The sequence below is a fragment of the Mycolicibacterium sp. HS_4_1 genome, assembly GCF_054515875.1.
Window position 1 is genome coordinate 1829753 of the sequence record NZ_CM137261.1, and the last position, 17571, is coordinate 1847323.

17 protein-coding genes and 1 pseudogene are annotated in these 17571 nt (G+C 64.5%); 9 read left to right on the top strand and 9 right to left on the bottom strand.

Annotated features, from left to right (window positions below; genetic code table 11):
* Positions 1-101: 101 nt before the first annotated feature.
* The 8 genes from ACX12F_RS08665 to ACX12F_RS08700 all read right to left on the bottom strand — a co-directional run bounded on the left by ACX12F_RS08665 (position 102) and on the right by ACX12F_RS08700 (position 9264).
* On the bottom strand, positions 102-1793 hold the full coding sequence (locus tag ACX12F_RS08665; protein ID WP_459369188.1) for a glycosyltransferase family protein: 1692 nt from the start codon (positions 1791-1793) through the stop codon (positions 102-104).
* Complete coding sequence (locus ACX12F_RS08670) at positions 1790-3277, bottom strand: glycosyltransferase (RefSeq protein ID WP_459369189.1); 1488 nt, start codon at positions 3275-3277, stop codon at positions 1790-1792. Before ACX12F_RS08670 ends, ACX12F_RS08665 begins: the two co-directional genes overlap by 4 nt.
* Positions 3274-4704, bottom strand: a complete 1431-nt coding sequence (locus tag ACX12F_RS08675) for a hypothetical protein (protein ID WP_459369190.1) — start codon at positions 4702-4704, stop codon at positions 3274-3276. The genes ACX12F_RS08670 and ACX12F_RS08675 overlap by 4 nt, the downstream gene beginning before the upstream one ends.
* A 113-nt stretch (positions 4705-4817) precedes the next feature.
* Complete coding sequence (locus tag ACX12F_RS08680; protein ID WP_459369191.1) at positions 4818-6764, bottom strand: hypothetical protein; 1947 nt, start codon at positions 6762-6764, stop codon at positions 4818-4820.
* Between the two features lie 629 nt (positions 6765-7393).
* On the bottom strand, positions 7394-7717 hold the full coding sequence (locus ACX12F_RS08685) for a CD225/dispanin family protein (RefSeq protein WP_459369192.1): 324 nt from the start codon (positions 7715-7717) through the stop codon (positions 7394-7396).
* Between the two features lie 209 nt (positions 7718-7926).
* A complete protein-coding gene (locus ACX12F_RS08690) occupies positions 7927-8562 on the bottom strand; it encodes a hypothetical protein (protein ID WP_459369193.1) in 636 nt (211 codons plus the stop codon).
* A gap of 29 nt (positions 8563-8591) precedes the next feature.
* The gene (locus ACX12F_RS08695) at positions 8592-8936 is read right to left on the bottom strand and encodes a heme-binding protein (RefSeq protein ID WP_459369194.1); all 345 of its coding nucleotides are present in this window, start codon (positions 8934-8936) and stop codon (positions 8592-8594) included.
* Positions 8937-8973: 37 nt separating this feature from the next.
* The gene (locus tag ACX12F_RS08700; protein WP_459369195.1) at positions 8974-9264 is read right to left on the bottom strand and encodes a hypothetical protein; all 291 of its coding nucleotides are present in this window, start codon (positions 9262-9264) and stop codon (positions 8974-8976) included.
* A 241-nt stretch (positions 9265-9505) separates the two neighbouring features.
* Between ACX12F_RS08700 and ACX12F_RS08705 the strand changes: the two genes are divergently transcribed.
* The 6 genes and pseudogenes from ACX12F_RS08705 to ACX12F_RS08730 all read left to right on the top strand — a co-directional run bounded on the left by ACX12F_RS08705 (position 9506) and on the right by ACX12F_RS08730 (position 12873).
* Entirely contained in the window at positions 9506-10066 is a 561-nt protein-coding gene (locus ACX12F_RS08705; RefSeq protein ID WP_459369196.1) for a hypothetical protein, read from the top strand.
* On the top strand, positions 10063-10467 hold the full coding sequence (locus ACX12F_RS08710; RefSeq protein ID WP_459369197.1) for a YybH family protein: 405 nt from the start codon (positions 10063-10065) through the stop codon (positions 10465-10467). Before ACX12F_RS08705 ends, ACX12F_RS08710 begins: the two co-directional genes overlap by 4 nt.
* Positions 10464-11798, top strand: coding sequence for a Dyp-type peroxidase (locus ACX12F_RS08715; protein ID WP_459369198.1), 1335 nt, complete (start codon positions 10464-10466; stop codon positions 11796-11798). The genes ACX12F_RS08710 and ACX12F_RS08715 overlap by 4 nt, the downstream gene beginning before the upstream one ends.
* A gap of 117 nt (positions 11799-11915) precedes the next feature.
* Entirely contained in the window at positions 11916-12044 is a 129-nt protein-coding gene (locus ACX12F_RS08720; RefSeq protein ID WP_459369199.1) for a hypothetical protein, read from the top strand.
* Positions 12041-12379: pseudogene (locus tag ACX12F_RS08725) on the top strand (LLM class flavin-dependent oxidoreductase); the annotation flags it as partial. The gene ACX12F_RS08720 and the pseudogene ACX12F_RS08725, both read left to right, overlap by 4 nt.
* Positions 12380-12732: 353 nt before the next feature.
* On the top strand, positions 12733-12873 hold the full coding sequence (locus ACX12F_RS08730) for a hypothetical protein (RefSeq protein WP_459369200.1): 141 nt from the start codon (positions 12733-12735) through the stop codon (positions 12871-12873).
* A gap of 12 nt (positions 12874-12885) precedes the next feature.
* Here the strand turns inward: ACX12F_RS08730 and ACX12F_RS08735 are convergent, their stop codons facing one another.
* A complete protein-coding gene (locus ACX12F_RS08735) occupies positions 12886-13254 on the bottom strand; it encodes a transglycosylase family protein (RefSeq protein WP_459369201.1) in 369 nt (122 codons plus the stop codon).
* A 552-nt stretch (positions 13255-13806) separates the two neighbouring features.
* Here ACX12F_RS08735 and ACX12F_RS08740 point away from each other — a divergent pair.
* From ACX12F_RS08740 to ACX12F_RS08750, 3 genes are all read left to right on the top strand, one after another.
* Positions 13807-14067, top strand: a complete 261-nt coding sequence (locus ACX12F_RS08740) for a hypothetical protein (RefSeq protein ID WP_459369202.1) — start codon at positions 13807-13809, stop codon at positions 14065-14067.
* A 65-nt stretch (positions 14068-14132) separates the two neighbouring features.
* Complete coding sequence (locus tag ACX12F_RS08745; protein ID WP_459369203.1) at positions 14133-15632, top strand: alpha/beta hydrolase; 1500 nt, start codon at positions 14133-14135, stop codon at positions 15630-15632.
* A 79-nt stretch (positions 15633-15711) separates the two neighbouring features.
* Positions 15712-17541: a hypothetical protein gene (locus ACX12F_RS08750; RefSeq protein WP_459369204.1), complete on the top strand. Its 1830-nt coding sequence runs from the start codon at positions 15712-15714 to the stop codon at positions 17539-17541.
* Positions 17542-17571: the final 30 nt, after the last annotated feature.

Below are 17571 nucleotides of genomic sequence, written 5' to 3' on the forward strand. Positions count from 1 at the left end.
GACAGGAACCTCGGTGATTCCTGTGGGAATGACTGTGGAAGTTGGTGATTGGGCCGTGCCAGGGGGCCGAGCGCGTGGCCGGCTCGCTGTGAATCAACGACTCAACTTGCCAGGTCTGACTCAGCCTGGTTCACCCGGTACAGCCGCCAGGTCGGCTGATTGGCACCGTTGTTCGGAATCTCCAATTCGAGGGTGGCGATGTTTGCGCCGGTGTCGTACAGCGTGGGGTAGCGCAAGTTGAGTGCGTCGACTGTCCCGCGTCCAACCCGCGGCACGGCCAGGAGATACTTGATGCCATTTCTTACGGGTTCGTCGAGGTCCGTGACGAAATCAAAATCTGACGGTACGACAAAGGTTCTTGGGCGATGTGATGCGGCGACGACGGCAAAGCCGTACTCGGTGTCGAGGATTACCGACCCCTCGGGCAGGGCCAAATCATCGAGGTAATGTGCGATTTCGCGTTCCGTCGAGAAGCTGGCGGCGATGCTGCGCTCAGTGGCTTCGCGATCGCTGACACTGTCCGGCTGCGGTGCCAGTACGGAGCCGAGTGCGTATTCCTGAGGCGCGTACTTAGGTTGGCGCATTCCCCAAAGGGTGACCGGTATCGATATCGCCAACGCGGCGACGACGCCGACTGGAACCGCGTACGGGTGCCGGCTCGTGGACGGCCTCGGTTGCGGCACTGCTGGGGCGTACCTGCCTCGGCGCTTCACGGGCGCACTGATCTGGTCGGGCACGGCGAGCATCGCCAGGCAGGCGGTAAACGGAATTGCGACGATGTAGAACCGCAGGAAAGGAAATGTCGAACCCGTTGCGTAGCTGAGAGATTGGAATCCCAACGCGGCGCCGTAGATGGCGACTGGTGGCAGGATGGCGGTCCAGCTGGGGCACCGCCACCGCCGTGACACGGCGCAGAGTCCGACTGGGACGAGGGCGGGTGCCAGCAGCATGGTGCAGGTCGCTGCGAACCCGAGGCCATTACCGAACGCCGGCTTGCTTTGGCCGGACTGCGCGAGGATCGCGGTATTGCCGTACTGCGAGGTGAATTGGGCGAAGGCCTCACCGGTGATCAGCCAGCTGATCGCCGCCCATCCGATGAACGCGACAACGCCAGGGCCGCTGACCATCAGAAGATCCAACACCGCTCGTCGTACGCGCGGTGGCGGACGCGCTCGCAGATAGGTGGTGGTCCCGATCAACGCGCCGGCCGCGGCGATGCACGCCAGTGCGTCATAGCGCGTGAGGTACGCCAGACCCATGGCAATGCCGCCGGCCGTCACCAGGTGGTGGACGTCGTCGTCGCGCATCCACAAGATCAGTCGCCTGACGGCCCAGGAAATGAAGAAGATGAACGGCGCCTCGCTCATGCCGTTGCTGCCGTAGAACAGGATCATCGGATTGAACGCGAACAGCAGGGTGATGGTCAACGTATATGGACGCGCGAGCCCGCGGTCGGTGCCCATGCTGAGGATTTGGACCGCCGCACCGGCCATGAATGCCGCTGACATCAGGGAACCGGAGAACGCCCGCTCGGTGATATCGGGCCAGAGCTGGCCGAGCCCAATCGCCGGAATCTGTAGCAAGGCCGAAAGCGGAGTGAAGATGAAGCCGATTGCGGCCAGGTGCGGATCGCGACTGAAGAGCACCGCCTGCGCAGCTGAGACCCGTGATAGAGCGTCCCCGAGAATGAAGCCGTGACGAACCTGCAGCCAATATCCGACTGCCGAGTATGTGGCGAATGTGGTGCCGAAGAGCAACACCTTGAGGCCGCGCTCGGACAGTAGCCGGGTCATGGCGCTTGCGCTGATTCTGGTGAATGCACGGGCGTATCAGAGAGTCCATGGAACGTCTTCTCCCAGTAAGACGGACTACGAATCAGTTGATACAGCCCTTTGGCAGCGGCGATACTCATCATCGCCCAGAACACCGGGACGGTCAGCGCGGCCCACAGCAGATCGGAGCGGTCGTCCTCCCGTAGCGCGATCAAGTTCATGTAGAGCGTGGCGCCGTTACCGAGGACCAACGCGGCCAGCGCGGGAAAGTAGACGTACCAAGGGAAGATGGCCTCGACCAGGGTGGGCTGGCCAAGGAACCACAGGACGGTTATGAGCCAGAAGACGAGGTTCAAGACAGCCACAATTGGCGTGCCGCCCAACACGAGGTTGAACCGCAGGAAGCTGCGAGGCCCGATCGTTCGTAGTAGCCGAATAGGTCGACGCACCTGTACCAGCCACGTCTGCAGATAGCCCTTGTACCAACGGGAGCGCTGGCGAATCCAGTTGATGGCGTCGCTGTTGGCCTCCTCGAGGGTGCTCGAATCGATCACCGCCGTGTGGTATCCGCTTGCGGCGATGCGCAATCCGAGGTCAGCGTCCTCGGTGACATTGTGCGGATCCCATGCGCCGATCTCGTCGAGCACGGCACGGCGTAGGTGATTTGACGTGCCGCCCAAAGGAATTGGCGAGGTGGATATCATCATCCCGGGTAAGAGGTAGCCGAACCACAGCGCGTACTCGGCAGTGAACCATGCGGTGAGCATGTTCTGGTGGCCGTTGTGATAAGCCAGTTTGGCCTGCACGCAGGCGACGTTGTCTGGCAGCTGTCGAAAGGCGACCGCCACGCGTCGCAGCTGAAGCGGTTCCGGCATGTCTTCGGCGTCGTAGATGGTGATGATGTCGCCACTGGAGAAGTGCAGACCGTAGTTGCAGGCTTTGGGTTTGGTACGCGGTTCAGCCGGTGGGACCAGGACAATCGTGATGGCACTGGAATCAGCACATCCCTTGGCTGCCGCAATGGTGACCTCGTCGTCGGCTTCCAGGAGTAGTAGCACTTGGAGTTTGTCGGGCGGGTACTCCAATGCAGCTATCGAACCGATGAGATCGCCGACCACCTCCGGTTCGTGGTAGGCGGGAACGAGGATGGTGTACTGCGGCAATTCCTCGTCTGGCAATGCCCGCGCCTCTGCGTCGCTGATCACGATCGCGCGAGATGCCAAGCCTTCTCGGAAGATCAGCACTCGATCCGCCATCGTCAGCAGGTAGGCGACTGTGCAGACGGCGACCAGTACCACCGTCGTAGTCAGCGGCCGCCAGAGTGCGCAGGCGAGAACGATTGTCAGGCCAGACCAGATCATCAGTCGCTGCCACGGTACCAAGGAGACCGACGCCGATCGAATCGGATCATCTTCGCGCAAACCGTCGATCGCGCGTCTCAATGCGTAGGCCCGCTCCGCCGGGTCATTTACGTCTGGAACTGACCTACTCGTGCCTGGTCTCATGGGGTTTGTGCCACTGCTCCAAACTGGGCGGCAACCAGCTTACGGCCGAATTCGGTGAGCAGTGTGGCGTCTTTGAAGTGCGAATTGTGTTCGTCGAGTACAGCATTGCCCCGGATCAGCATGGTGAAGAGGGCCCCCATCGCGGACCACGGCGAGGTGGAGGGCGCGGGGAAAGGTGCGCCAGGATCATGGTTATCGACGGCGAAGATGGAGACTCGTTGCCCGAGATGCGAATCGCCCCACGCGAACCGCATCGATGTCCACGTGATGAGTTGCTTCTCATCAACGATGGTCTGCATCTGGCCAGTCACGCCATGCCCGAGGTCAACCATCCGCGACTGACTTATCCGCGCCTGGGAGAACCCGTACACCACACGGGCCGGATAGACGTCGAAGGCGAATGGACGTCGACTGACCAGGCTGTAAACGACAAGCGTCCGTGGTCGACCCAGTTTGTCGAAGCGCGTCTCGCCGACGTCCGCGGTCATCTGCTGGCGGACGAGTACAGAGCCGTCGCCGTAAAGCTGGCGTACCCATGGGTAGTCACGGACGTCCGTCGTGTGCCAGCCCGGCGGCGTGGTGAGAGGGCGACCGGCCACGAGTGGCGTTGCGGCCCCACGAGATATGCTCGTGGAGGTGGCTTGTGGCGGCAAGGGAATGAGCATCAGCAGCAACGCCGCTGTCACAACGAGGATCGACGCGCCCCATACTTGATTCGACGCGACGGGTGCGACCGCGCGATCGAAAAGTGGCTTGGGCATGCCGCGGCGTCCGCTGATGAACATGAAGATGCTCGCGCCCGTGATCGCGGTCAGTGTCGGGATCAACTGGTAGGCGAGCACTGGCGCGCTGGGCCATTGCGCCGCAAGGGCATTCAAGACAGCGAGACCGATCAGCCATGACATCAGTGAACCGACGAATCCACGTCGGAGCGTCCGGCCGACGGCGATGCCGGTCCCGACACCCGAAACGACCAGCGCCGCCAGACCGGCCGCGAAACGTCCACCGCCCAGAACGAAAACCAGCACGAAGTAGGGCAGCGGGAAGACCATGAACAGCATTGCCCAGACCCATCCGAAGCGGGTCACCGGCCGAAGGCCGAACAGGAGCACGCCCGAGCTGAGGACGAACAACCACATCGCCACCAGATCGAGGTGCAGCAGGTGGTAGTACAAATTGAAACGCGGGAGCAGTACCTTCTCGACGAGAACCGCCAGAATCAGTCCCATCGTTCCGACGATGATGTCTGTCTGGCGATCGTGAATGGGTAGTTCGCCGCGCCGCCGACGAGACACACCGATTGCGACCAAGATCGCGACCAGAGGCAGGGTCCAGATATAACCGACCAGGTCATGTTTGCGCGTGCTGGTAACCAGTACCTCGAGGCTGTCGTCGAACGCAATACCGGTACAGATTGCGATGATCACCCAGCGTGACAACAGTCGGTATGTCGGATGCCGGGAGTACCACCATGACGTCAGCTCTCGGATCGCTGCGATAGGACGCGACGCGGAGCCTTCTGCGGTCGCGGCAGCAGCGGTCATGGTTCGCGGCGCCTTCTCTTGCGGCGCCGAATGACGAGGACGGCCCCGATGAGGGTCAGCGCGGCGGCCCCGGCTCCGACAACTCGCCACCCGTGGAATCCACTCTGGGCCAACGGTGCGTCCGTGCTTCGGGCATTGTCGGTGCCAACCACGACGGGGTCCCGGTCCGGCATCCCGATGAGGACGCCTCCGGACACTCGGGACCACCGGATCACGTCGGCGTTGATCCATTCCAATAACTCGTCCAGCTGTTCGGGCGCCTTGTTCGACGTGGCGATGAGCAGCATGCGTTTGCCGTCGTACTTGGTTTGCAGCGCACCGAATTTCTGTGCGGGGTCAAGTGTCAACGTGCCGTCGGCCGGGCTGCCGTCGACGTGTTCGACAGTGATCTGATCAGCCGAGCCGACGGAAACAGGCAACGCTATGCGTCCGTCCGACCATCCGTCGGCGCTGATCAGGATCGCCGGCGCGGGTGAGGAGATTGCTTCTGCCACCGACGTTGCCGTGATGTCGAAGGGCAGCGCGCTCAATCGCTGAAGTGCCACCAAGATCGCCACCGCCCGTCGGGTGTCATCGAATCCACCGTTGAAGCCGATTGCCACGCGTGGCATCAACGTCTGCGGGACGGCCTGAAAACTGCCCGGCAGCGGGGGTTTCGCTGTGCCGCTTTCGATCTGGCTATCGCCGTTGACCGTCAACGTGATCGGCTGGAATTCGCCACAGCGTCCGGTGTTTCCGGAGATGTCCACCGCGACAACAAGGTTGGTGTAGCGCATCAGCAGCTCATCGGGAACATCGACCCACCGATCGATCGATCCCGACGTTTCGACCGGCCATCGATCGACCGTCTGGCCGCCCACAGATGCCACCACCTGGCCGGCGACTGACACTGGCAGCGGGGTATGCGATCCGCGCAAATGGATGCGCACGCTGTGCACCGCTCGGCCAAACCGCGTCTGGTCCAATCCGATGGAGACCTGCGGCGCCAGCGCGGTGGCGCGTAGGCCGGCTTGACCGAGGTCGCGCAAGGTGGTCACCTTCGGCGGCAGCAACGGGCTCGGCCGAAGCGGGCCGACTACGGCTTTGGAGCTCACGGCGAGCCGACTCATTTCACTCGACAGGAGTCGAGCCTGGTCGATCAAACGATCGGCGGGGCCCGACACCAACAGGGAGGGCACGCCTGCCTCACCCTGCAGTGCGACACCCACGCTCGGAGATTCTCGGAACACGATCTGGCGCTGCAACGGGCCGGAAGGCTCCGGGGGCATATTCCGGTCGTCCGGCAGCGCCGACACAGTCACCTTCGGATACTGCTTCCCGTAATGGGCGACGACGGCTTGCGCCAGGCGCATTGCCGTCTCCGACTCCGCTCTGGTCGGATTGCGTGGCAGGAACAGATTCAATTGTGTGAGCACCGGCGGCAGGAAGTCGGCAACTGCGCGTGGTGGCAACTCCCGGCCGGCGTAGCGGATATTTGCCGCGACGAGCCGCATCGGATTCGATGGGTCCAGGCAGTAACCCTGGTTTGCGGTGAGATAGCTGCGTAATGTCACCGCCACCGCATGGTCGGTTATCTTCGCGCCTGTCAATGGAATCGAGATGGGGCCGCCGCGCGGGGGTAGATCCACCCGGGACAAGCCCCGATCGTCCTGGACTGCGGTGACAGTTGCAGCGGACACGTTCACCGGCATTTCGACCACCGCGTTCAAGCCGTCAACGGCCATGCCTTGCGGCACCGGAATCGTCAGATCGACGGATCCCTGGTCGCCGTAGAACTGCAGAGTCGGTTCGGACCCAAGTGCCGCCAGCCCCAAGGTCGGTGCGTCAGCTAACTGTCCGCCGTCGCCAGGCGCCGACCGCGCCACCGGTACCGAGCAAACAATCGCCAGCCACAGCGCCATCACTGCGACGATGTGCAACTCACGGCGTTGTGCTGCGCTCATCGCCAACGAGTATGCGCTGCATGCCGGCAAAAATTGCCGGATATGAAAATTTTGGCGACGCCGGGAGCGCGGTCTGAATCGGCTCTCGGCCGCTGCGAAGGAGTCAGGCATGCAACGGGTACCGCGCCGCATTGACAAGTGACCTTCGGCCCTGCACCGGGGGACTGCCGACTGCAGCCGTGACCCGGCAGCCGTCATAGCGTCTCTTTACCCGGCGCAGTAAGGAGGAGCATCATGAGCCACGAAATGACCATGCGTCTGATCGTCTTCGGATTTGTGGCGGTACTTTTCCTGGTCGGCTTCGCGATGGGGGTAGACAGCGGCAGCGGTGGGTCCGCGTCGAAAGCCCCGGCCACGCCTTCGCCTTCGAGTGGTGCGCAGGAGCCGACAACCTCGATTCCTGCCAGCCCCGACAGTGTGCACACAGCTTCGACCGCCCCTCACGGATCGCCCGGGCCATCGTCTCAAGACTGACGTGGTGTGTTGTCGGCCGGCAGCTTCCCGCAGGCGAGCGCCCCAGCTGCCGCTACCCGGATTCCGTTGTCGCCCAATGCTGTCAGTGCCGGCGCAACTCCTCGGCGGTGAACCGCCAGCACCACCGCGGGTGTGGCGGCCACCGTCGAGTTGCCTCACGTAAAGGCAGCCCCGTAGGACTGTGCGCCGTTCACGAAGGTGAACACCAGGTAGATCACAAGCACCACAGCGCCGGCGATCGCGCCCCATAATGCCCATTTCTTGGCCTCATCGGCGGCTGCTTGTGCGGCTTGGAACTGGCCCTGGCCCCACAGGCCCGAGACTTGGGTCGCCTTGACGATGGACACGATTCCGAACGGCAGACAGCAGAAAATGGTGACGAGGATGCCCAAGACCAGATTGTTGTTGGGTGGTCCGCCCGCGGGCGGTGGGCCGCCTGCCGGCGGCGGAGGGTAGTTCCCTGGCGGTATGTCAGTCATTGCAGCCTTTCTCTGTTCTGGTCGCTACTCGGTCGGAGGCCCGTCTGATGGACGCGGCCGGCAGCAGCAACCGCGTCGGGACGCTACGGCGCACCGATTGGAATCCGATTGGGATTCCGCGAGCAAGGACACAGCACCGAGACGGCTACCGATCCCAATATGGGGGCGGTCAGCAAGTGGCTGCCGTTACAGGGAGGGGAGGACGACCGTCAGCCGTGCAACCCGTTCTTGATCGCCGTGGCCTGTTTCTGGCCGACGTCGAGAATGAAATCAGGTGGCGGGTCAGCACCGGGAGGGCCGTCGAACTGCAGGGTGACGAACGCCTTCCCTTCGGTGAACAGCACAACGGTCACCGATTTCGATTTGTCGGGTGAACTCCCCGTCACCGAGACACCGCCGGCGCCAACCTGGAACGGCGCGGGTGTCCCACCCACCACGTTGGTACCGAGCGTCGCCTTCGCAGCCTCGAGCGTGGCGGTGGCGGCGGCGGGATCCGGCAGGACCAGGATCGTGTCGCCCACGACATGGGTGCTGTCGGCGTTCTTGAACGATGTTGCGATGCCGGGTTTCCCGTTCGGGTCTGGTATCGGCGGGGTCGCGATGAACTGTTCGGGTGCGACCAGGTCGGTGCCCTTGATCAGCAGCGCCGAGTAGTCGACAGACGGCGCCGGAGCGGAGCTGGTCGCCGACGTGCTCGTGCTTGCCGACGTGCTCGTGGATGTCGCCGATGTCGACGATTTCGACGCGGCGGGTGGCGCGGAACCCTTGCTGCAGCCGGTGATCGACAAGATCACCGCCGCGCTGACCGCAACCGCGCCGCCGGCCATTCTCATGTGAACGCTCATCGGGACCAACTCCTCTCCGGCCTGGGCCGTCAGTTCAGCGGACCATCGGGAACCGGCGCGTTGCAGCGCGCGCGGAAGTCAGCCGCCGGCTGGCGGATACCCTCGATTTCGGTCTTCACCTGAGGGTTCGCGTCCATGTACGCGGTGATCTCGGTGCGCATCTGGTCGCGCGTCTTGCCCTTGAGACCGGTGAAGAACGCGTTCACATCGGGGTGGCTGAACAGGTAGGCCGAGGTGGCGCCGTTCACCCCGGACATGACGTTGGCGAGATCGCCGGCAGTGCAGTCCGGCGGGTCGGCGATGGCGGTCGTGGCCGTGCCGAGGAAGGTCGCACCGGCGATCACACCGGCACCGATGATGTTGCGGATTCTCATGTTTGGTTGCTCCTAAAGGTTGTGGAAACTACGGGGATCAGCGACGCGGTCCGATACCGCCACCGCCGCCGCCGGGAGGGCGGATCGGGCGGATCGGGACGATGACGTCGACGCCCCAGCCGTCGTCGCAGTACCAGGGATCGGCGCAGTACGACGGGTAGGCCGCGGAAGGGGGCGTGGGGCCGCCGCCGCGGACGTCACCCTGCGCGCACACGGTGGCGTATCCGGCGCCGGTGCAGTCGGCGGATGCCGGCGCTGCCGCACTGACGCCGATGGGCACGAACGTGAGCGCCAGACCCAGACTCAGGGAGCGCTGCTTCAGTCGCATGGTCTTCTTCCTTCGGACGGCTGGTTCGCGGTGAGCGGCAATCTGCCGGGGCGCGGAACCGGTTTCGGCTGAGCATAATTCGGCGTTACCGTTCAAGAAGCTGTTGCGCGATTATTGCGGTGTTTAGCCTGTGTTGATCCTTCGTGCGATGCGCTGCGCGACTGAGCTGCAACCGCCGCGCGAGATCGGACGGCGGTGGTACCGTCCGACTTTGTCGAGTATGCGTGACGAAGGGGTCAATATGAGCGAGAACGGCCAGGATTGGACCAAGCCGGCCGCCATGGCGATCCCGAAGGAGGGGTACTTCGAGGAGGTGCGGGGTCGCTATGGCCCGGTGTACCCGAAGACGCCCGCCTGCTATGGCTTCTCGATCATCGCGAAGGTGAAGGAAGGCCGTGAGGAAGTGGTCCGCGCCTACGGCAAGACCATAGAGGACACCATCAAAGCCAGCCCGGAGGCGCTGGCTCCGCTGCGCCTGCATTACCTGCGCTGGAACTTGTTCGACGTCGGCTCGGGCCTGCACTTTCAGTACATGGGCATCTTCGACACCGACTTCGACAAGTACACCGAGGACGCGGTGGCATTGTTCAGCGCGACGGGCGTCACGACGGTGTTCACCAATCTCGAAGGCTTCCCGGAGGATTGGCAGACCAACACCGAGGCCTTCATCAAGTTCGTGCGCGACCACCAGCAGCCGAGCTTCCTGGAATACGGCGAGTACCCGTACGTGACCGCGGACGAGATCAAGAAGGCCTTGCGCCTCAAAGCGGCGTTCTCGGACATGCTCGACCAGATGCAATGAGCGACAACCCATTTGGTGCGGTCTGCGCGTACCTCGACGCGTTCAATGCTGGCGATCCCGATTCGATGGCCGCAGCGTTCGCGCCTGACGGGTCGATCCTTGATGGCATGGCGCCGCACCTGTGGCAGGGTCCTACTGCGGTGACCGACTGGTACCGCGATGTGGTGGCCGAAAGTGCCCACCTTGGTGCGACGAGCTACCGGGTAACCCTCGACGAGCCGTCGCACAACGAGACCTCTGGTGACAGCGCATACGTGGTCGCCCCGGCGACAATGACATTCGACCTGGGCAGTGCGCCCGTCACCCAGACGGGAGCGGTATTCACGGTGGCGTTGCGCCGGCTATCGGGCGAGTGGCGGATCGTGGCCTTGGCCTGGGCAAAGGGGCAGCGCACGCCATGACGGAGGCCCCGAACCTCCAACTCGACGACATTCAGCACATCCTGCTGACGCGAACCCCGGCTCTCACGGGGCGCTACGAGTTCCTCACCTTCGATACGCCAGAAGGCGGCCGGGCGTGGTTGTCGGAGCTGCAGGACAAGGTGCAGTCGGCGAGCGACGCCAAGGCCGCGATGGACGAGTCCGATCGTTGGGTCACGCTGGCCTTCACCTGGAACGGCCTGCGCGCGCTGGGCGTACCGGAGGACTCACTGGCGACGTTCCCCGACGCGTTCCGGGAAGGGATGGCCTCGCGGGCCAGCATTCTGGGTGACGTCGGACCCGCGGCCCCGGAACATTGGGTGGGCGGACTGGCGGGTGATGACCTGCACGCCATCGCGATCCTGTTCTCCCGTACCGACGAACAGAATGCCAAATCCATCGCGGCACACGACGATCTGCTCGCCCGGACCGAGGGTGTGCGCAGCCTTTCGTTCCTGGAGCTCAACGCCACGCCGCCGTTCAACTACGCCCACGATCACTTCGGCTTCCGGGACCGCCTTTCGCAGCCGGTGATGAAAGGATCCGGGGAAGCGCCGACGCCGGGTTCGGGTGACCCGTTGGAGCCCGGGGAATTCATCCTGGGGTATGACGACGAGAACGGTCCGGTGGTGGATCTGCCTCAGCCCGAGGTACTTTCGCGCAACGGCAGCTATCTGGCGTACCGCAGACTCGAGGAGCACGTCGGTGTGTTTCGAGACTATCTGCAGGACAACGCGGATACGCCCGAAGGGCAAGAGTTGCTGGCCGCGAAGTTCATGGGCCGGTGGCGCAGCGGCGCTCCACTGGTGCTAGCACCGGACAAGGACGATCCCGAGTTGGGTGCGGATCCGATGCGCAACAACGACTTCAACTTCAAGGAAGAAGATCCGTTCGGATACGCGTGTCCGCTCGGGGCGCATGCGCGGCGGCTGAACCCCCGTGACACGGCGCACTACATGAACCGTCGCCGAATGATCCGGCGCGGCGCGACGTACGGTCCGGCTTTGCCGGAGGGAGCACCGGACGATGGCGTCGACCGTGGCATCGCGGCGTTCATCATCTGTGCGGATCTGGTACGCCAGTTCGAGTTTGCGCAGAACGTCTGGATCAACGACAAGGCCTTCCACGAGCTCGGCAACGAACACGACCCGATCTGCGGCACGCAGGACGGCACTCTGGACTTCACTGTCCCGAAACGGCCGATTCGCAAGGTGCACAAAGGACTTCCGGCCTTCACCACGATGAAGGGCGGCGCCTACTTCTTCCTGCCGGGCATCGGCGCTATCCGCTACCTGGCGTCGCTGGGGAGCTGACTGCTCGTCAGCCGGCGCTCGGCGGGCTGCAGGTTTCGCATCCGGCTGCGGGGAATCCCCACCGTGGCGTCCGTTATGCACGGTTGCCGGGAACCTACGACCGGAAGAGGGAGCCTCATGGGCAAGAGCGGTCCGGAAGAAGCTGCCGAGGGTGCCGTCGAAGGCGTCGAGGGCATGGTGAAGACGTTGGTCGGCGCGCCGGTCGGTCGCGATGACCTGTTCCGCGCAGGAGAGATGAGCGCATGACCCGATTCGGCTACACCCTCATGACTGAGCAGTGCGGCCCGAGAGAGCTTGTCGGACATGCTGTTCGGGCCGAGGAGCTCGGGCTCGACTTCGAGGTCTGCAGTGACCACTACTCGCCGTGGCTGGTGTCGCAGGGGCACGCGCCGAACGCCTGGCTGGTGTTGGGCGCCGTTGCGCACGCCACCAATCGTGTCGAGCTGTGTTCGTAGGTCACGTGTCCGACCATGCGGTACCACCCCGCGGTGGTCGCGCAACAGGCCGCGACGCCGCAGATCCTCGCGGATGGGCGCTTCCTGCTCGGGTGGGGGACCGGTGAGAACCTCAACGAGCATGTACAGCAGATTCCGTGTGGCCCCGACATCGACGCCGTCGTCGAGGCGGTGAGTGCCTAGCGCGAGGCCGGGTTCACCGACATCGCTCTCGTGCAGATCGGCGGAGACGCCCAGGACAGTTTCTTCGACGAAGCAGCCCCGGCCTTGTTGGCAGCGCTACGCGCCGACGCCGCCTGAGGCGGCGTCGGGCCGCCGGGCGCGGCACGATCGCACGACGCCGCGGACGACACGCGCGCGGCGCGCCATAGTGTGCGACATGTGATGCAGACGAGTCCGAAATGTGACGCGTGTAGACCAGTGTGATGAGAGTGACTTGAGGGCAGTCAGGTCACCCGGTTCGTGGTTGGGAGCGTCCAATGTCTACAGCTCACAAGGTGGAACGCATCGTCGCGCAGATTGCCGCCGCCGTCACTCGCCATAGGCCTGACGACCAGGCCTATCGCGCTGAGATGGAGCGCTTGGTCACCCAGCAGGAACTCGCCCTGCTGAGCAAGTAGCGCTCGGGCTCGTCAGCGGAAGACGCTGAGCAGCGTCCGGCACAGGAACGGCAGGTTCGACAGCGGGATGAACTGCACCAGGGTGCGGCACACGTTGGGTGCCTGAGCCTGTCCTACCGCGCTTCCGCATACCGGCCAGGCGCCAATGCCCTGCGTCCGCATCACATTTCGCGCTACGCGGATTTGTTCTCCGCGACTGGCTGCGGACGGTGAGCCGATGCCGCCGTTGGCGGCCCACGTGCCCGGACTGAACTGGAGCCCGCCGTAGTAGCCGTTACCGGTATTAGCCGACCAGTTGCCGCCCGATTCGCATTGGGCGATGGCGTCCCAGTTGGGTTCGGCGTTGGCCTCGGAGATCGTCAACGACAGTTGGGAAATCACGAGTACGCCGGATATGGCGACTGCACGAACAAATAGGTGCCCGCTCATACCCACCTCGATCCTGTTGTGCGAACGGGCGTAATGCCGGTCCGCAAATGGTTCGCAATTGACGCATGGTGCTGTCTATACAGACGTTAAACCTGATAATCAGCTGTGCTAATGAGGTAATTGTTATTCTTCGAGTAATTTTAGTGTTTCTGCATACTTCTGATGCAGAAGAAACCACATTGACTGTTGTTACCTAGCGTGTCGCTGCAGGTCAGTGCGCTGTTACGTGGCTAGTGTTTACCGTGTGGTTATAGGCACTCAAGTGGCCTGTGATTCTTTTGTTATTACTGATTCAGTCGCGCTTAGTGATGCAATTGTTATTGAAGTGATTAAAGTTATAAAACGACATTAGAGTTCTCTATGTGGCAGCTGTGACTGGTGTGACTCAAGTGATTTTGATCGCTTGTGCCTGGGTCATCGGCTCTGGCGTGGCGGTCGATCAACGCGCAGACTTCTCGTAGGCCGGCCGACATCCGGTGTGGCCGACGAATTGCAGGGCATGCGATGGCGAAGGCAGCGATCAGGGCAACGCAACGGCGGATGGCCGTCGGGCTGCTGGCGATATGCGGCGGCCTCGGAGTCGGCTTCCTGATGGCGCCGGCCGCGGCTGCCGATCCGCCGGCCACCTGCCAGAGCCGCCACGTCGACGGTGTCGAGGAGGACGTCTGCGTGGGCATTCCGGGGCAGGCCGGCGGCGCCAACCCGCGTGACTTGTATCCGGGCGTCGTGCCCGAGCTGTACTTCGGTATCGGGCGGGGGCTTTAGAAGCTAACGAGCCTCATGCGGTCAACACAGCCGGCGCACAGCTAGCGTCGCCATCATCGAATTCTGTGACGACGACGCTGCTGGCCGACGCCCCGCCCAATCCGGCGCTCCCGCCGTTACCGCCTGTCGTCGCTCCCAATCACCACGGCGTGTCCCTGCTCGAGGGCTGGGTGCCGGTCACCATCCAGGTGGTCGCCGCGGTCGTGCTGGTGTTCGCCATCGGATGGCGGGTCCGCCGGTGGCGGTTGGTGTGGCTGCCGGTGTGCGTCGCGATCGGCGTCGCGGCCGCTTTGGGCGCGAACTGGTACATCAATTCAGAAGGCCTCGCGGGCAACCCCGCGCCGGATTCGCTGTGGGTCTGGATCGGGCTGTCCGCGCTCGCGGTCGGCGTACTCATCCTGGGTTGGCGTGGCGCGCGGTGGTGGCGCCGCGCAGTCGCGGTGCTCGCCGTGCCGCTGTGCGTGCTGAGCGCGGGTGTGGCACTCAACGACTGGGTCGGCTACTTCATGACGGTGCAAGCCGCGTGGAATGAGCTGACCGCCGGCCCGCTCACCGACGAGACCGAGATGTCCAGCGTCACCTCGATGAAGGCGGCCGGCATGGTCCCTTCGCATGGTGCCGTGGTCCACGTCGACATCCCGGACACCGCCTCGGGCTTCAAGCACCGCAGTGAAGTGGTTTACCTGCCACCTGCCTGGTTCGCGCACGATGCCCCCGCGCTGCCCACCGTCATGATGATCGCCGGCGAGTTCAACACCCCGGCGGATTGGCTGCGCATCGGCAACGTGGCGAGCATGTTCGACAACTTTGCCGCGGCGCACGGTGGATATGCGCCGGTGTTCGTCTTCGTCGACGCGGGTGGCTCGTTCAACAACGACACCGAGTGCGTCAACGGTCCTCGGGGCAACGTCGCCGACCACCTCACCAAAGACGTTCCTCCCTACATGGAGTCGACGTTCGGGGTCGGCGCCAAATCGGCCAACTGGGGTGTCGTCGGCTGGTCCATGGGCGGCACCTGTGCGGTCGACCTCACGGTCATGCACCCCGAGCAGTTCGGCACCTTCATCGACATCGCCGGTGACACGGGTCCCAACGCGGGTACCAAGGAGCAGACCATCGCCCGGCTCTATGGCGGCAGCGAAGCGCGGTGGGCTACCTTCGACCCCCGCACGGTGATGACCAAACACGGCCCTTATCAAGGTGTTTCAGGCTGGTTCGCCATCTCGTCGGATGCCCCGACTCAGTGGAAGGGGAAATCCCGTCCCGACGCCGTCGGCCTGGGCGGTCGCGATGGTGCCGGCAACCCCGGCGACCAGACCGAAGCCGCGAAGACGCTGTGCGCATTGGGCCGGCAGTTGGGCATCGACTGTGCTGTCGGTACCCAACCCGGTAAACACGACTGGCCGTTCGCGGTTACGGCGTTCCAGAAGAGCCTGCCGTGGCTGGCCGGTCAACTGGGTACGCCGGGGATTCCGAAGAGCGGTTTCCCCGCGGGATCGGCCGCCCCCGCGGCACCCAGTGGCGCGGCCACATCGGTCGCAGCCGGGCCGCTCCCAGGGAAGTAGTGCGCTGCTGTAACGCTGAGCCGGTCTAAGTAGATGGACTCTGTGAGGTCGTTGCGACATAGCAGGGAGTCGATCTGTAATGGGTACTCAAACCGATAAATCCGATTACCAGCAGGGACGCCGTCAGGGACGGTTCGTGGGAGTGGTCGCCGCCGGTGTGGCGACGACATTGACGGCGCTCACCGTGGGCGCAGCGCCGGTGTCCGCCAAACCGAGCAGTGATTCGGACAGTCCGAGCACCACCACGCTGGCGACCAAGCCGCCCAGGCAGGACTCTTCCTCGGCGCAGGACGGCTCGGGCTCAACGGGCTACGGGCCGGACGGCGGCCAGCGCGGACGCAAGCAACGGGATCAGACGGACGCCGAGGCGCCGAGCCGCCCCGCTCCCGCAGACGTTCCGGTGGTCCAGCCCAAGCCGCCGGCCGACCCGCCCGCGGCACCCGGCGCTCCGGCGGTGACCGCCCCGGAGAAGACGGTGCCGGACAACAAGGCCTCGGAAAAGACAGCGCAGGCGCCCACTACGGCACCGCCTGTCGAGACGCCCGTCGTCGCGGCTACGCCGTCACACACCGCTGACGCCCCGGCGCCAACCACCAAGGTCACCAAGGCGCAGGAGGCCCCTGCGGATCCCACCACGCCGGCACGTCCGTCGACCGCTGTCGCCGAGCCGGCGCCCTCGTCCACTTCAGCTCCGTCGGCCACATCGGTGACGCCCGGCCCGACCACGGCGCTCGCCGAGCGTCCGTCGCCGGCCGGTGCCGAGAAGCCGGACAAGTCGACCGCTCCCGCCGATCAGGCTGTGGCAGAAGGCAAGCCGCTCGCGGGCCTGGAAGGGCAACTCGGCGAGCACGCGGCCGTCGAGGCCGGACCCGGTCGGGTCGATACGTCCGCGACGGCGTCGGCCACGGTGACGGCCGGCTCGTCGAAGTCGGCCTCGCCGTCGACCTCGGCAGTGCGTGAGGTGCGGCAGATCGAGCTGCTGAAGCCCGAGACGCTGACCGCGCCGGTCGACGACGTCGCCACGGCAAAGGCGGCCGCGGCGGTCGACGTGAAGCTGCCGGAGCCGGCGCCGGTGCACGACGTGGCGGATCTCGCCAAGGTCGTGAACGTCGCCAACTTCCAGCACGACTCCCGGGCCGACTGGGACCGTCGTGACAACCGGCCGGACTGGGATCGTCGCGACGACCGGCCCATGGGCCGGGACTGGGACAACCGGGTGCGGCAGTGGCGGCCCGACTGGGTGCAGTACGACGACTACTACCGTCCGGTGCTGTTCAACCCGTACCGCGATCCCGTCCGCGTCGTGTACGTCTACCGGAACGCGCCGCGCATCGTGTACATCCCGCCGCTGCAGCGCATCGTCATGGAGGTCGCTGACCTCGCGGCGTACAGCTTCACCGCGGTCGTGGTGAACGCCGTCAACACCGCCGTCAACGTGGCGGTGGGTAGCTTCTTCGGCGGCGGCTATTACCCGGGCGTCGGCGTGCCGCTGCCCCCACCGCCTCCGCCGGTGCTGAGCTACGCGAATGTGCCTGTCCAGGTTCGCTACTCGGATGCGGTCTACCAGCCGTTCCGGGTGCAGCGCATCGTCGACGCGGGTGATGACGCCCAGTACGGCGAGCGCCGGGTGCTGCTCGACGGCGTCACTCCGGCCTGGGGTCAGTGGACCCAAAGCCCCAGCGGCGAACGCCAATTCGAGGTGCACCGGACGCAGCAGTTCCCGGGTCTCGACGAGCCGCGTGAGGCACCACTACCCGGTGATTACAACATGCAACTCGTCAACGATCAGAAGGGGCTGGAGAACCCGAACAAGGCGCTGACCATTGCCGCGGTGACCTGCGGCCTGCTGAGCCTGGGTGCCGTCGGGCTGAGCGTCTACATCGGGCGCCGCCGCCGCGAGGTGGTCTGACGTTCGTCGAGGGTTCTAGACACAGCGGGA